This is a genomic window from Streptomyces sp. NPDC001027, from assembly GCF_040299045.1.
Classification (GTDB): Bacteria; Actinomycetota; Actinomycetes; order Streptomycetales; family Streptomycetaceae; genus Streptomyces.
Map to the genome: position 1 here is coordinate 1 of NZ_JBEPBI010000194.1, position 15,044 is coordinate 15,044.

Sequence of the window (15,044 nt, forward strand, 5' to 3'; positions counted from 1 at the left end):
GCGAAGGGCGCCTGCTGCCACAGGACGTCGAGGAAGGTCAGCCCGTCGCCACGGGAGCGGTTCGGCACGCCCGAGTCGGACGCGCCGAAGACGACGACCGGCTCCACGCGCCTGAAGTAGGCGTGGTAGCGGGCGTCGTCGGCGACATGGAACGGGGCCAGGGTCAGACCGTGCGTGGTGAAGTACTGCGGACGGCCCTCCGGACGGACGGCGTCGGCCAGGTCCCCGCGCAGGGTGAAGTCCTTGTAGAACGAGAACTGCCGCAAGTCCGTCGCCTGGCTCCGCGCCACCAGCAGCACCGGCCCGTGGAAGAGGGACTGCACGGACGGGTCGTCCGACGCCCGCTCCATGCGCAGACGGTAGGGCGCGAGGACGGTGACCCGGTCGCCGCGCCGCCAGTCCCTGCGCAGCGTGAGGTAACTCCCGGGGACCGCCGACACCTGCTGCGCGACCCCGTTCACGGCGACGGTGAAACCCGCCGTGGCCCACGAGGGGACCCGCAGCCTCAGGTCGAGGCTGCCACCGCCCTCGCGGAAGGTCAGCGTGCGGACGCCCTCCGCCGGGTAGGCGCTCGTCTGCTCCAGGACCAGCCCCCGCTCCGGCCACCGCAGCGTCGAGGCGAGGTAGAGGTTGACGTACAGCGCGTCGCCGGCCGCCGAGCGGAAGTACACCGAGTCCTGGTACTTGGTGTGGTTCTCCATGCCGGTGCCGCCGCAGCAGGTACCGGTGTTGTCGTACTGACGCACCGTCCCCGGGCCCATGCCGACGAAGTAGGTGACCTCCGGGCTGGTCGTACTGCCCGTGTCCCGGCGGGAGGCCAGGATGTGGTTGGTCAGGCCGCGCTCGTAGTAGTCCATGTAGGCGGCGTCCAGGGCGTGGAAGAACAGCTGGCGGCTCAGTTTGAGCATGTTGTACGTCGCGCAGGTCTCGGCGTTGTCGTCGCCGAGGGTGGCCGCTATCGCGCCCCGCGCGCGGAAGATCTCCCCCTTGCCGGACCCTCCGTGGCTGTACGTGCGCGGACCCACGACCATGCCCCAGAACTTGCGGGCCGCGTCCGCGTACTTCTGCTCACCGGTGTGGTCGAAGAGCCGAACGTACCCGGTGAACTGGGGGATGTGCTGGTTGGCGTGCCGGCCGTCCAGGATGTCCCGGTCGCCGGCGCAGGCGTCCATGAGCGCGGTGTTGTCGAAGCAGCGGGCCGCGGCGAGGTGCTCCGCCCTGCCGGTGAGCGCGTACAGGTCCGCCATGACCTCGTTCATCCCGCCGTACTCACCGGCGATGTAGATCGACCACATGCGCTCCAACTGCGCCTTCGGCAGACGGCCGAGGCGGCTGTGCACCCAGTCGCCCATCTTCGAGGCGATGGTCAGCGCCTGGGCGTTGCCGCCCAGGGTGTACGCGTCGAGCAGCCCGCGCATGATCTTGTGGCAGGTGTAGTACGGAGCCCAGATGGTGGGGTAGGTCGCGTAGCTCTCCAGCAGGATGAACTGGGTCTCCGGGTAGGCCGCCAGATAGCCGGGGTGACTCGGCCGCGGCGAGCCGTGGTCGGCCAGTGCCAGCTGGCACTCGCCCAGCGCGGCCACCAGGGTGTCGAGCTTGGTCTTGAGAGCGGCTTCCCGGGTGTCGGCGTACGCCTGGGAGATGAGCGTGAGGAAATGCCCGCCGTAGTGGCCGCGGAGGTTGCCGTCGGACGTCTCCCAGCCGCCCGGCGGCCGGGCGCCGCGCGTGTCGAGCCCCGCGTTGGCCCGGAAGACGGCGAGGATCCGGTCGGCCGGGTAGGACCTGGCGTAGCCGAGCATCAGGTCCCGCTTGCGCCGGAAGGCGCCGTCGCCGAGCGTCACCCGGTCCAGCGCGAAGGGCTGGACGGTCCAGGTCGGCGGGACGGGCGCGGCTGCCGCGGGGGAGGCCGCAGCGGCGACGGACGCTCGGGACGCCGTCGTCTCCGTGGCCGGCCCGACGGCGGAACGGGCCGCCGCGGGCGTCGCGTTCAGCAGCGGCGCCGCGGCCGCGGTCCCTGCGGCCAGTCTCAGCAGACCGCGGCGAGAGGGGGGTTGGGACATGGTCGGACTCCCATCGTGGGGGCGTGGGCGGTCGGTTCGGACGGTGGGGGCGCCATGGCCGCGACGGACGCCGCCGCGGGGCGGGCCCGTCGCGCCGGGGCCGGCCCCGGTTCTTCAGCGCGCGGGTCCGCGTGCCGGGCCCGGCGCGTCGCGGGGCGCGGGAACGCGCCGGGCCGGCGCATGTCTACCTCCCGGGGGGTGCGGTCGGCGGCCGCGTCGTCGGCAGCCACACGCGCATCGTCGAGGGGCCGCGGTTCGCCCAGGAGTAGTAGGGCACAAGGACGATGTCGGCCCGCTCGGCGTCCGGCACGGCGGCCTCGTCGAGCGCTGCGTACGGCCACCGTGCGTCGGCGTCGGCCGGTGTGTGCGTGTCTGCGTCGGCGGTGGCGTCGGCGTCGGCGGAGTCGCCGGGCGACCCGGACCTCCCGGGCTCCGCCGCTCGCGCGTTCGACGCCGCGACCAGTGCGCCGGAGGCCACGACGGTGCCGTCCGGCCCGTCCTGCGGCTGGACGGACGGGTTCACCCGGACGGAGTCGACCTCGTGGCCCGGCGGGAGGTCTACGGACTCGGCGCAGTAGACGAGCGGTCCGCGCTGGACGGCGGCGGTGCCGCGCACGGCGTCGATGCGGGGGTCGGGTGCGATCCAACGCGGGGCGACGGGCAGCTCCAGCCGTATCTCGTCGCCGGGCCGGAAGCGCCGGGTGACCGCGACCGTGCCCGGCGTGACGGCACGGCTCACCCCGTCCGGGTCGACCAGTCGGGCGCCCGCTCCCGTCGCCCAGGCGGGCACGCGAAGCGACAGCGTCCAGGGGCGTTCAGGCGACCGGTCGATCCGTACGGCCACGCTGCCGCCGGACGGGTAGTCGGTGCGCACGGTCAGGGCGACGTCCCGGCCGCCGGTGAGGGACGTGGCGAGCTCGGCGTCGGCGTACTGGTGCAGTTGCACGCCGTCGTCGTCGGCCGTCGCCAGGTAGGCGGGCAGCAGGGCCAGCGTCCGCGCCACGTTGGTCGGGCAGCAGGACACCGCGAACCAGGGTGCGCGCAGTCCCGAGTCGGCGCGCGGGCTCTGCGCGTCGGCGGCGGGCGCCGTCCCGCGGCGGCGTCGGTGCAGGGTGTTGGCGTAGAAGAAGGTCCGGCCGTCCTCGGACGGGGAGGTCGCCACCACGTTGAACAGGGTCCGCTCGGCGAGGTCCGCGTAGCGCGGTTCGCCGGTGGCGAGCAGCAGCCGCCAGTTGAGCATCACCGAGGCCACGGCCGCGCAGGTCTCGGAGTAGGCGCGGTCGGGGGGCAGCACGAAGTCGTCGCCGAAGGACTCGTCCCGGTGGTGCGAGCCCATGCCGCCGGTCAGATAGGTGCGCCGGGCGACCGCGGCCTCCCACTGCCGGACGACCGCCGCGAGCAGGGCGTCGTCGTCGGTCTCCACCGCCACGTCGACGGCGCCGGCGGCGAGATAGAGGGCGCGCACGGCGTGGCCGCGCAGCACCGCGGCCTCCCGGACCGGCATGTCGTCCTGGTAGTAGGCGCGGCCGAACTCGGGCTCGGCGAGGGTGTGTCGGCCGCGGCGCTCGACGAAGAGCGCGGCCTGGTCGAGGTAGCGCTGCTCGCCGGTCGCCCGGGCCAGTTCCACCAGGGCCGTCTCGATCTCCGGGTGTCCGCAGACGCGTTCGATGCCGCCGGGGCCGAAGGCCGTGCACACGTGGTCCGCGGCACGGCGGGCGATCTTCGCGAGTTCGCCGTCGCCGCGGGCCCGCATCTGGGCCACGCCCGCCTGGATGAGATGCCCGTGGCAGTACAGCTCGTGGCCCCACTCGAGGTCGCTGTACCGGGGCTGCTGACCGGGTCGGCCGAAGGCGGTGTCGAGGTAGCCGTCCGGTTCCTGGGCGGGGGCGATGGTGTCGGTGAGTGCGGCGATCCGCGCGTCGAGTTCGGCGGCGAAGCCGGAGCCGGAGCCGGCCTCCCAGGCCATGGCCTCGATCAGTTTGTAGACGTCGGAGTCGGCGAACTCGCGTCCCCGGCGGTCCCGTTGGATCCGGCCTTCCACCGCGGCGCGGAAGTTGCCGGTCCAGCCGACGCGTTCCATCCAGTCATGGCAGTGGTCGAGTGTCGCGGTCGCGTTGGTCTGTCGGCGCCGGGCCCAGAAGCCCCCGGTGACGGTGACCTCGTCGAGACCGAGCGGTCGTAACCGCCCCCGGCTCGGCGCCACCGGCAGGACGGCTGACCGCGTCGTGTTCTCCCTCACCAGTTCATGCCTTCGGTTCGTCCTTTCGGTTGCCCGTCAAGGGTGTTCAGGTGGTCGTCGGGCCGGGGGCGGGCCCCCGGGGCGGTCCGGCCGTGCGTGCGGCGCCTCAGCCCTTGAGCGCGCCCGACATGAAGCCCCGTACGTAGTGCCGTTGCAGCAGCAGGAAGAGGAGGAGGCAGGGCACGGCGAGGACCACCACCCCGGCCTCGGTGGCGCCGTAGTCGACGGCGCCCATGCTCTGCTGCCGCAGGTTCGCGACGGCGAGCGGCAGTGGGGCCTTCTGGCTGTCGGAGATGAGGATCAGCGGTGCGATGAAGTCGTTCCAGGCCGCCAGGAAGGCGAACAGGCCCACGGTGATCAGTCCGGGCCGCACCGCCGGGAGCAGTACCCGGCGCAGGGCGCCCGCGGTGCCGCAGCCGTCGACGAGGGCCGACTCCTCCAGTTCGCGCGGCACCGCCTCGAAGGAGATCCTCATCATGAAGGTGGCGAACGGCAGTTGGAACATCGCCAGCACCAGGCTCAGCCCGAGCAGCGAGTTCTGCAGATGGAGCCTGCCGAGCAGCACGTAGAGCGGGATGAGCAGGGTGGCGTACGGGACCATGAGGATCGCCAGCGTCAGCAGGAACAGGAGGTTCTTGCCGGGGAACTCGAAGCGCGCGAAGGCGTAACCGCCGAGCAGCGAGACCCCGAGGGTCAGGGCGACGGTGAGCACGGAGACGAGGGTGCTGTTGCCGAGGTAGCGCCACAGTCCCGCGTCGTAGTCGAGCAGCGTGCGGTAGTTGCCGAGGCCGTAGCCGGACTCCTGTGCGGTGCCGGGCTGGGCCCTGACCGACGCCCATGCGTTCCACACCAGCGGGAAGAGGAAGACGACGGCCAGTCCGCCGGCGACGACGTAGTGGGGCGTGCGGCCGAGGGCTCGGGTGAGCACCGGGGGGTCCCTTCTCCAGGGTGCGGGGGTCATGACTCGTCGGAGCGGCGCAGACCGCGGAACTGCAGGGCGTTCAGCAGGAGCAGCGCGCCCAGCACGAGGATCGACAGGGCGGCCGCGGTGCCGAGGTTCAGCCGCTGGAACGCCTCGCGGTAGATGAGCTGCACGACGGTGACGGTGCTGTTGTCGGGTCCGCCCTTGGTCAGGACGAAGAACTGGTCGAAGGCGAGCAGCGACCCGGTGACGCAGAGCAGCAGGGACAAGGCGAGCGAGGGGCGCAGCAGCGGCAGGGTGATGGAGCGGAAGATCTGGCCGCGCTTCGCGCCGTCCATCCGCGCCGCCTCGTACACCTCGTGCGGGATGCGCTGGAGGCCCACGAGGAGGATCAGCATGTAGAAGCCGGCGAACTTCCAGACGACGAGGAAGACCGTCGAGAGCAGGGCGGAGGTCGGGGTGCCGAGGAAGGACACCGGGTCGTCGACGAGGCCGAGGTCCTCGAGGATGCCGCTGAGCGGTCCTGTCGTGGGGCTGTACAGCCCCCAGAAGAGCAGTGATGCCGAGGCCAGGCCGACGGCTCCCGGCAGGAAGTAGACCGTGCGGAAGAAGCCGGCGCCGGGGCGGGACTCCTGGACGAGCAGGGCGAGCAGCAGGGCCAGGCCCAGGAGGATCACGGTGACGACCGCCGTGTAGAGGAGGGTGAAGCGGACGGCGGGCCAGAAGAGCGGGCTGTCCATGGCGTCGGTGTAGTTCTCGGGGGCGTTGGCCCCCTGGTCCCCCGCGAGCAGCGGCCAGTCGTGGAGGGACATCTGCCCGACCAGCAGCAGGGGCAGCAGGAAGAAGACGGTGACGAAGACGGCCGTGGGGGCGGCGTACCCGAGGCCCTGGAGCCTGCGGGAATGCCGGCGCGGGACGGCGGTGGAGCGGGGGCGGCGGGCGGGGCGCCGGGTCGGGGGCGGATGCTCGGCGGTCGCCCGGTCGGGCGCCTTGACCTGCATGGCTCTCCTCTGCCGTGTGCGGTGGGGAGGGGGCGTGCGGGCGCACGACGGCCGGTGGTGCAACCGCGCCGTGCGCCCGCGTCGTTCGTCCGTGCCGTGCGCCCGCGTCGTGCCGGTGCGTTGTCGCGCCGTGCGTTGTGCGTTGTCGCGCCGTCGTGTGTCGCGCCGTCGTGTGTCGTGCCGGGTCAGTCGGCCAGGGAGGCGGTGACGGCCTTGTTGTCCTTCTCGAGCGAGGCCCCGTCGCCGAAGACCGCGTCGCGCATCAGGGACAGCCAGGGCCCGTTGGGGTCGTTGAAGGTCTGTCCGAACTTCAGGGCGTACGGGGTGCGGCCGTCCGCGACGAGTTGGTTGATGGCGACGAGACGGGGGTCGGCGGCGGAGTACTTGTTGGCGGCGAGGTCGGTGCGGGCCACGACGTCCTTGTGCGCGGCGACCACGTTCACCTGGGCGTCGTCGCCCAGTGACCAGGCGAGGAAGTTCCAGGCCTGGTCGATCTTCTTGCTGGTGGCCGAGACGCCGACCGCGTCGCCGCCGACGAAGGTGGACTTGCCGCCGTCGGGACCCGGGATGGGGGCCACGCCGAGGTCGAGGTTCTTGGGCATCAGACCCAGCGTGGTCGACGGCATGGGCATGACTCCGACCTTGCCCTTGGGGAAGACGCCGGTCCAGGTGGCGCCGGTCTCGTCGCGGGCGCCGGGGGCCACGATGTCGTCCTTCACCCAGCCGCGGTAGGTGTCGTAGACCTTCTTCGCGGTGGCGGAGTCGAGGTTCGCGCCGGTGCCGTCCTTGTTCAGCACCTCCGCTCCCCCGGCCCAGATGGAGGGCCACCAGGTGAAGACGCCGCAGCCGCCGCAGTTGCCGCCGAAGAAGGTGCCGTCCACCCCGTTGCCCAGCGCGTCGACGGCCCGGGCCTGCCGGTCCCAGTCGGCGAGGGTGGCGGGCGGCTTCTCGGGGTCGAGCTTGGCCTTGCGGTAGAGGTCCTTGTTGTAGAAGAGCACCGACAGGTCCAGCGTGTGCGGGACGACGTACTTCTTGCCCTCGTACGTGCCGGCCTTGATGTGCGACTGGGCCAGGCTCGCGGCGAACGGCAGGGCGTCGATGCGTGAGGTGAGGTCGGCGAAGAGCCGGCTGGTGGTGTAGTTCGGCACGAACACCACGTCGGAGGCGAAGAGGTCGGGGAGGTCGTGGGAGCCCGCCGCCGCACCCACCTTGGCCTGGTAGTCGTCGGTGGGGACGACGGTCAGCTCGATCTTGTTCTTGTGGCTGGCGTTGTAGGCCTTGACCAGGGCCTCGCTCTGCGGCCGGGTGGCCGCCCGCGTCCACATCGTCAGCGTGGCGCCGTCGTCGACGCCCTTGGCGTCGGCCGTCCGGGCGGATCCGCCGGCGGAGTCGCCGTCCCCCGATCCGCAGGCCGTGATCAGGCTCGCGGCGGCGAGGAACGCGACGGCGCCGACGGCGAGTCTGCGAACGGGTCCACGTGGTCCGGTCGTGCTCCCCATGACGATCCCCCTAGTGTGTGGGCTCTTCGAACGGAAAGGAACCGAAAAGGCTTTCAGAAAGCTAGGACCCGGCTGACAGCCCGTCAATCCCCCCTGCAGCAAGCGGTGTCGACTGCTCCGCCGAAACTCGTGAAATCACCCGGACCGGACCCCGGCCGAAACAACTCGCGTACGGTTTACTCACGCGCCGCGCGACAGGAGATCCCCATGACACCGGCCCCCGGCACCTCTCGTTCGCACCCCGCCACGCTCAGCGACGTCGCCCGGTTGGCCGGCGTGTCCATCGCCACCGCGTCCAAGGCGCTCAACGGGCGCAGCCAGGTGCGCGCCGAGACCCGGCAGCGGGTGATCGAGGCCGCCGAGCGGCTGGCGTTCCGGCCGAACCAGCTGGCCCGCGGACTGCTCGTGGGGCGGTCGGGCACCGTGGGTCTGCTCACCAGCGACCTCGAGGGCCGTTTCAGCATCCCGATCCTGATGGGCGCGGAGGACGCCTTCGGGGCGGGCGAGGTCGCCGTGTTCCTGTGCGACGCGCGTGGCGACGCGATCCGCGAACAGCACCATGTCCGGGCGCTGCTGGGGCGTCGCGTCGACGGGCTCATCGTGGTGGGCAGCCGGACCGACCCGCGCCCGTCCCTGGGGCGCGAGCTGCCCGTACCCGTGGTCTACGCCTACGCGCCGTCGGACGATCCGGCGGATCTGTCCATCGTGCCGGACAGCGTCGACGCCGGCCGGATCGCCGTGGAACACCTGCTGGCCTGCGGGCGCAGCCGGATCGCGCACATCACCGGCGACCCCGGGTACGGCGCGGCGCGGGAGCGGGCCGAGGGCGCCGGGGCCGCGCTGGCCGCCGCCGGTCTCGCCCCGGTCGGGGAGCCGCGGTTCGGCGCCTGGTCGGAGGGCTGGGGGCGGGCGGCCACCGCGCTGCTGCTGGACCGGCATCCGGATCTCGACGCCGTGCTGTGCGGCAGCGACCAGATAGCCCGCGGCGTGATGGACGTCCTGCGGGAGCGCGGCCACCGGGTGCCGGAGGACGTGGCGGTCATGGGTTTCGACAACTGGCAGGTCCTGACCGCCTCTTCGCGTCCGCCGTTGACCAGCGTCGACATGAACCTGGAACAGGTGGGACGGGCCGCCGCGCACGCCCTGTTCCTCGCGATCGGCGGGGCGCGGCGCTCGGGGATCGAGGCGGTGCGCGGCCGGGTGGTCATCCGGGAGTCGACGGCGCCGCTGTCCTGAGCGGCGCCCCGGGGCCCGGGGCGGCCGGTGAACTCGTGCTCAAGCGCTTTCCCTTGACACATCATCAGCCCGCTCCTACGTTGCGAAAACCTTTTAGGTGAGTTTCCTCGCACGCATGTCAGGCGCATGACACCCCGTTACCGCCAACCGGAGAGGGAGCCCATGAAGCGCCTCCTCGTCGCCCTCGTGCTCATCCTGTGTTCCGTCTGTTCCATCAGCCCGGCCTCCGCCGCGCAGACCATCGGGTTCCCCGTCTTCAACGGGCCCGCGATCCCCGCACCCCCCGTCGCGTACACGCCCGGCGACATGATGCGCAGCATCTACGACGCCGAGAGCTCCGGCACCGATTTCTGGATGGACCGTCTGCTCGCCCGCTCCGGCGACGACCCGGCGGGCCCCTGGCTGATGAGCCGGGGACGAGCGCTCTTCATGAAGACCCACAACCCCGCGGTCCTCGGGTTCGGCGGCCATGTCGCCTACTGGGAGAGCATCAACGACAACGACGCCTACACCGTCGCGATCACCCCGGGCGCCTTCACCGAGCAGGTCTCCCAGCGCCGGCAGGTCCCGAGCCACTGGAAGAGCGTCCACACCAGCGGCTCGATCGCGGTCACCCAGACCAAGTTCATCACCGAGAACAACGTCGCCGTCACCAACCTGTCGATCAAGAACAACGGCAGCAGCTCCACCACCCTGCAGCTGCGCGCGACGTCGCCGTACGCCACCTCGGGCAGCGGCAGCGAACTGACCGGCCAGGTCAACGCCTACAACAACCTCACCACCATCCGGCCGCGGCTCACCGGCGACGGCTTCAGCGTCTCCGGCGGCGGCCTGAACCGGTCCGTCACCGTCGGCGCCGGCGCCACGGTGACCACGAAGATCGTGATGGGCTTCGTCACCGACGAGATCCCCGACTCGCTCACCGAGTACAACGCCTACGCCGGCTACACCGACGCCACCGCGTTCGCCACCCACGTCAAGGCCTACAACCTGTGGTGGGCGAAGAACGTGCCCTACATCGACGTGCCCGAGCCCGCGATCAAGAAGAACGTCTACTACCGCTGGTGGCTGATGCGCTTCAACAACCTCGACGCCAACATCCCCGGGCAGACCTTCCAGTTCCCGACGTCGACCGAGGGCGTCCTCGGGTACAACAACGCGATCGCGCTCACCCAGCCCATGCACATCGACGACCTCAAGTACCTCCGCGACCCGTCCTACGCCTACGGGGACTGGCTCAGCGTCGGGCAGACCTCCAAGGGCGGCCGCTTCCTCGACAATCCCGGCGACCCGGAGAACTGGTCCAACAGCTACACCCAGTACATCGCCGAAGCCGCCTGGAAGAGCTACCAGATCCACGGCGGGCAGCCGGCCATCGCCGGCAACCTCGCCCGCTACGCCGAGGGCGACGTCAAGGGCCAGCTCGCCTACTACGACCACGACAACAACAAGCTGATCGAGTACGACTGGGGCGCGCTGACCGGCAACGACGCCGACGCGGTCTCCTTCCACTGGAAGCCCGGCAACATGGACCGCGCCGAGTCCGCCTACCAGTACAGCGGCGCCCTCGCCGCCGCGCAGGCCTACGAGGCCACCGGCAACACCGCCAAGGCCGCCGAGATGCGCACCCTGGCGACGCAGATCAAGGACGCCATCGTCAACGTGCTGTGGAACCCCAACCGGCAGCTGTTCGAGCACCGGTTGAAGTCGACCAACGAGTGGGTCCCCTGGAAGGAGATCAACAACTACTACCCGTTCTCGGTCGGCGCCGTCCCCAACACGGCGACGTACAAGCAGGCCCTGCGCCTCTACGACGACCCCGCCCAGTACCCGGTCTTCCCCTTCTACACCGCCAACCAGGTCGACAAGACGGCCGCGGCCAACGCGGGCAACCCCGGCTCCAACAACTTCTCCACCATCAACTCCACCGTGCAGTTCCGCCTGTACTCCTCCGTGCTGCGCAACTACCCCAACTCGTGGATGACCGCCACCGACTACAAGAAGCTGCTCTACTGGAACACCTGGGCGCAGTACGTCGGCGGCAACACCCAGTGGCCCGACGCCAACGAGTTCTGGGCCGACTGGAACGGCAGCAACGTCAACTACCGGTCCTGGATCCACCACAACATCCTGGGCAGCAGCAACTGGACGGTGATCGAGGACGTCGCCGGGCTCCGGCCGCGCAACGACGCCAAGGTCGAGGTCTCACCGATCAACATCGGCTGGAGCCACTTCACCGTCAACAACCTCCGCTACCGCAACGCCGACCTGTCGATCGTCTGGGACGACCCGGCCGACGGGGTGGTGCGCTATCCCGGCGTCCCGGAGGGTTACTCGATCTACGTCAACGGCGCCCGGGCCGCCACCGTCAACTCACTCGTGCCCTTCACCTGGGACCCCGCCACCGGCGACGTCACCACGAGCGGCACGGTCAGCTACCACACGGCCGTTCCCGGACTGCAGTCGCCCCAGCAGGTCGTGCAGAACAGCCCCCGGATGGTCGACATGCTCGCCAAGGCCGGCGTCGACCTCACCGCCGACCTGACCAACCTGGCCGCCGGGGCGACGGCCACCGCCTCCTACACCGGCTCCGGCAGCAACGTCTCCGGCGCGGTGGACGGCTATCCCACCAACGAACCCTTCTGGGGCGCCGGCGGCTCCCCCAACAGCCAGGACTGGTACGAACTCAACTTCGGCACGGCGCGCACGCTGAACGAGATGCGCCTTTACTTCAAGGACAGCCGCCCCGCCTCCGGCACATACCGGGCGCCGTCCGCCTACGCCGTCCAGTACTACAACGGCAGTTCGTGGGTGAACGTACCCGGCCAGACCAAGAGTCCGGCAGCGCCACGGGCCAACTACAACCTGGTGCAGTTCCCGTCGGTCACCGCCCAGCGCGTGCGGGTCCTGGCCACCAATGCCTCCGGCGCCAAGACCGGTCTCACCGAGGTCAAGGCGTACAACCGGGGCGGCGTCCAGCCACCGCAGCCACCGGCCAACCTGGCGACGTCTGCGACGCCGACCGCGTCGTACACCTCACCCTGGGAGAGCGTCGCCGCGGTCAACGACGGGGTCGACCCGCCGTCGTCCAACGACACGGTGAACCCGCGCTGGGGCACCTGGCCGGAGACCGGGCAGCAGTGGGCCGAGCTGACCTGGCCGTCGGCGCAGAACGTCAACAAGGCGGACGTGTACTTCTTCGACGACGACGACGGCATCGACATGCCGGCCTCCTGGAAGCTCCAGTACTGGAACGGCAGCGCCTACGCCGACGTGCCCGGCGCGAGCGGCTATCCGCTGGCCAAGAACCAGTACAACACCGTCTCCTTCACGGCCGTGAACACCACACGGCTACGGGTGCTGCTCACCGGCAACGGCGCCAACTCCGTGGGTCTCCTCGAAGCAAAGGTGTACGGACCGTGACCCGTTCCAGATGTCTGTCCGCGCTCGTCGCGGCACTCCTCACAGCGGTCGCCTTCCTGGTGGCGCCGCCCACCGCCTCCGCCGCCGTCGCGTTCACCTCGACGGGGGTCAACCAGAACGGCGGCAACTGCCTCGACCTGCCCGGCGGTTCCACGACCGCGGGGGCCCAGCTACGGGCCTTCGCCTGCGCCGCGGGCGCCAACCAGAACTTCGGGTACACCCTGGTCTCCGGCACCGCCGACACCTATACGATCACCGGCCAGTCCGGCCAGTGCGTCGACGTCTACGGGGCGTCCACCGCGGACGACGCGGCGATCATCCAGTGGCCCTGCCACGGCGGGACCAACCAGCAGTGGCGACTCGTGCCGGTGGCGGTGAGCGGAACCGACAAGACCTTCAACCTGGTCTCCGTGAGCTCGGGCAAGTGCGTGACGCCGAGCGGCGGTTCGTCGGCTTCGAACACCAACCTGGTGCAGCTGCCCTGTGCCGCGGCGAGCGGCCGGGTGTGGCGGCTGCCCGCCTTCTCCGGCGGCGGCACGGGGACCAAGACCTTCACCAACCCGCTGTCCCAGCACGGGCCCGACCCCTGGCTGACGTACTACAACGGTTACTACTACCTCGCCACCACGACCTGGAACTCGACGATCACCATGCGCAAGGCGAGCACCCTCGCCGGCCTCGCCTCCGCCTCCGACCAGGTGATCTTCAACCTCACCCGGCCCAACGGCGCCGGCACGATGTGGGCGCCCGAGTTCCATCTGCTCGACGGTCCGAACGGCAAGCGGTGGTACTTCTACTACACCGCCGGACGGGAGCCCTACGACCTCGGCACCCAGCGCATCCACGTACTGGAGAGCGCCGGGCTGGACCCGATGGGCCCCTACAGCTTCAAGGCCGACCTGCTCGACCCGACCCAGGACAACACCTGGGAGCTCGACCCGGGCATCCTCCAGCTGAACGGCCAGCTCTACCTGCTCGGCACCTTCTACAACGGCTCACAGCCCATGTTCATCCGGCCCCTGTCCAACCCGTGGACGGCGAGCGGCACCCGCCGCGTGCTCTCCACGCCCACCCTCGGCTGGGAGACGGTGGGCGGCGCGGTCAACGAGGGCGCCGAGGTCCTCCAGCGAGGCGGGAAGACGTTCATCGTCTACTCGGCCAGCCACTGCTCCACACCCGACTACAAGCTGGGCATGCTCACCTACAACGGCGGCGATCCGCTCAACTCCTCCTCGTGGGTCAAGTCGCCGAACCCGGTCTTCCAGCGGTCCAACGCCAACGGCGTGTACGCCCCCGGGCACAACGGGTTCTTCAAGTCGCCGGACGGCACCGAGGACTGGATCGTCTACCACGCCAACAACTCGACGAACGGCGGTTGCGACATGAACAGGAGCACCAGAGCGCAGAAGTTCACCTGGAACGCCGACGGCACGCCGAACTTCGGCACGCCGGTGGCCCTCGGCGTCACCCTGCCCGCACCCTCGGGGGAGTAGCCGGATGACCCGATCCCGGTTCCTGCCGTTCTGGGCGACGGTGCTCGCATTGGTGTTCGGCGCGGTCATGGGCGCCGTCGCGATCGCCCCGCCCGTCCACGCCGCGACGGCGTTCACCTCCACCGCGGTCAACCGCAGCGGCGGCAACTGCCTGGACGTACCGGGCAGTTCCACCGCCGACGGCCTCCAGCTCATCCAGTGGACCTGTCACGGTGAGCCCAACCAGAACTTCGCCTTCACCCCGGTCGGCGGGACCGCCGACCAGTACACCATCGGCACGTCGGCCGGCGGGCGGTGCGTGGACGTCAACGGAGCGTCCGGCGCCGACAACGCCGCGATCGTCCAGCGGGCCTGCGGCACGGGCGCCAGTCAGAAGTTCCGTCTCGTGCCGGTCGGCGGCACGACCGACGTCTTCGGCCTGCAGTCGGCGTCCTCCGGCAAGTGCGTCACCCCCGCGGGCGACTCATCGGCGTCCAACACCGGCCTGGTCCAGCTGCCCTGCACCGGCGCCGCGGCCCGGACCTGGCGGCTGCCCGGCTTCGGCGGCGGTGGCGGTGGCGGCACGACCCCGCCCACGAAGACCGTCCGGGTGTACTGGCTGAAGCCCTCCGACGTTCCGTTCGACCAGCGGTACCCCGACGGCATCGCCAAGGTGATGCGCGAGGCACAGCGCTACTACCAGCAGGAGCTCGGCAAGACCTTCAAGCTGAACACCACCGTGGTCGAGGTCGTGAACGGCGACCAGCCGCGGAGCTGGTACGAGAACACTCCCAACGGCGGTGACCGCTACTGGTGGGCCGTCACGAACATGCAGAACGAACTCGTCAGGAAGCTCGGCCTGAACACCCCCGACAGCCGCTGGCTCAACGTGGGCGAGATCAGCGCCGAGGGGCAGGGCGCGGGCGGGGGCGCCAACACCGGCTGGGTCATCCTGAGCGGGCACGACGCCGACGGCGCCGCCGGCACCAGCGGGCAGTCGATGAACCGCTGGTACGGCGGGATGGTCCACGAGCTCGGGCACGCGTTCGGCCTGCCCGACTCGTCCTCGACGGACGGCACACCGATGTCCGCGTCCTTCTACGACTACCCCAACACCCACTTCAGCCAGGATGAGCGACCTGACCGGCGAGCGCAACGTCTACCTCGGCGGCCTGGCCATGGGCATGACGCG

8 protein-coding genes and 1 pseudogene are annotated in these 15,044 nt (G+C 70.7%); 4 read left to right on the forward strand and 5 right to left on the reverse strand.

What is annotated here, in order from left to right; translation table 11 throughout:
* From ABT300_RS33280 to ABT300_RS33300, 5 genes are all read right to left on the reverse strand, one after another.
* Nucleotides 1-2,060, reverse strand: a 2,060-nt coding sequence (locus tag ABT300_RS33280) for a glycoside hydrolase family 127 protein (RefSeq protein WP_351683727.1), incomplete at its 3' end; no start/stop codon positions are given.
* A 184-nt stretch (nucleotides 2,061-2,244) separates the two neighbouring features.
* The gene (locus ABT300_RS33285; RefSeq protein WP_351683728.1) at nucleotides 2,245-4,299 is read right to left on the reverse strand and encodes a glycoside hydrolase family 127 protein; all 2,055 of its coding nucleotides are present in this window, start codon (nucleotides 4,297-4,299) and stop codon (nucleotides 2,245-2,247) included.
* Nucleotides 4,300-4,405: 106 nt separating this feature from the next.
* Complete coding sequence (locus tag ABT300_RS33290) at nucleotides 4,406-5,227, reverse strand: carbohydrate ABC transporter permease (RefSeq protein ID WP_351683730.1); 822 nt, start codon at nucleotides 5,225-5,227, stop codon at nucleotides 4,406-4,408.
* Between the two features lie 29 nt (nucleotides 5,228-5,256).
* Nucleotides 5,257-6,222: a carbohydrate ABC transporter permease gene (locus tag ABT300_RS33295; RefSeq protein WP_351683732.1), complete on the reverse strand. Its 966-nt coding sequence runs from the start codon at nucleotides 6,220-6,222 to the stop codon at nucleotides 5,257-5,259.
* A gap of 185 nt (nucleotides 6,223-6,407) precedes the next feature.
* Nucleotides 6,408-7,721 carry an ABC transporter substrate-binding protein gene (locus ABT300_RS33300; protein ID WP_351683734.1) on the reverse strand — a complete coding sequence of 438 codons (1,314 nt, stop codon included), beginning with the start codon at nucleotides 7,719-7,721 and terminating at the stop codon, nucleotides 6,408-6,410.
* A gap of 207 nt (nucleotides 7,722-7,928) precedes the next feature.
* On the opposite strand from ABT300_RS33300, the gene ABT300_RS33305 reads away from it, so the two are divergent.
* The 4 genes and pseudogenes from ABT300_RS33305 to ABT300_RS44610 form a co-directional block, all read left to right on the forward strand.
* Nucleotides 7,929-8,957: a LacI family DNA-binding transcriptional regulator gene (locus ABT300_RS33305; RefSeq protein WP_351683736.1), complete on the forward strand. Its 1,029-nt coding sequence runs from the start codon at nucleotides 7,929-7,931 to the stop codon at nucleotides 8,955-8,957.
* Between the two features lie 162 nt (nucleotides 8,958-9,119).
* Complete coding sequence (locus ABT300_RS33310; RefSeq protein WP_351683738.1) at nucleotides 9,120-12,380, forward strand: discoidin domain-containing protein; 3,261 nt, start codon at nucleotides 9,120-9,122, stop codon at nucleotides 12,378-12,380.
* Nucleotides 12,377-13,873 carry a family 43 glycosylhydrolase gene (locus ABT300_RS33315; RefSeq protein WP_351683740.1) on the forward strand — a complete coding sequence of 499 codons (1,497 nt, stop codon included), beginning with the start codon at nucleotides 12,377-12,379 and terminating at the stop codon, nucleotides 13,871-13,873. The genes ABT300_RS33310 and ABT300_RS33315 overlap by 4 nt, the downstream gene beginning before the upstream one ends.
* A 67-nt stretch (nucleotides 13,874-13,940) precedes the next feature.
* Nucleotides 13,941-14,399 (forward strand): annotated as a pseudogene (locus ABT300_RS44610) (RICIN domain-containing protein); the annotation flags it as partial.
* Between the last annotated feature and the right edge of the window lie 645 nt (nucleotides 14,400-15,044).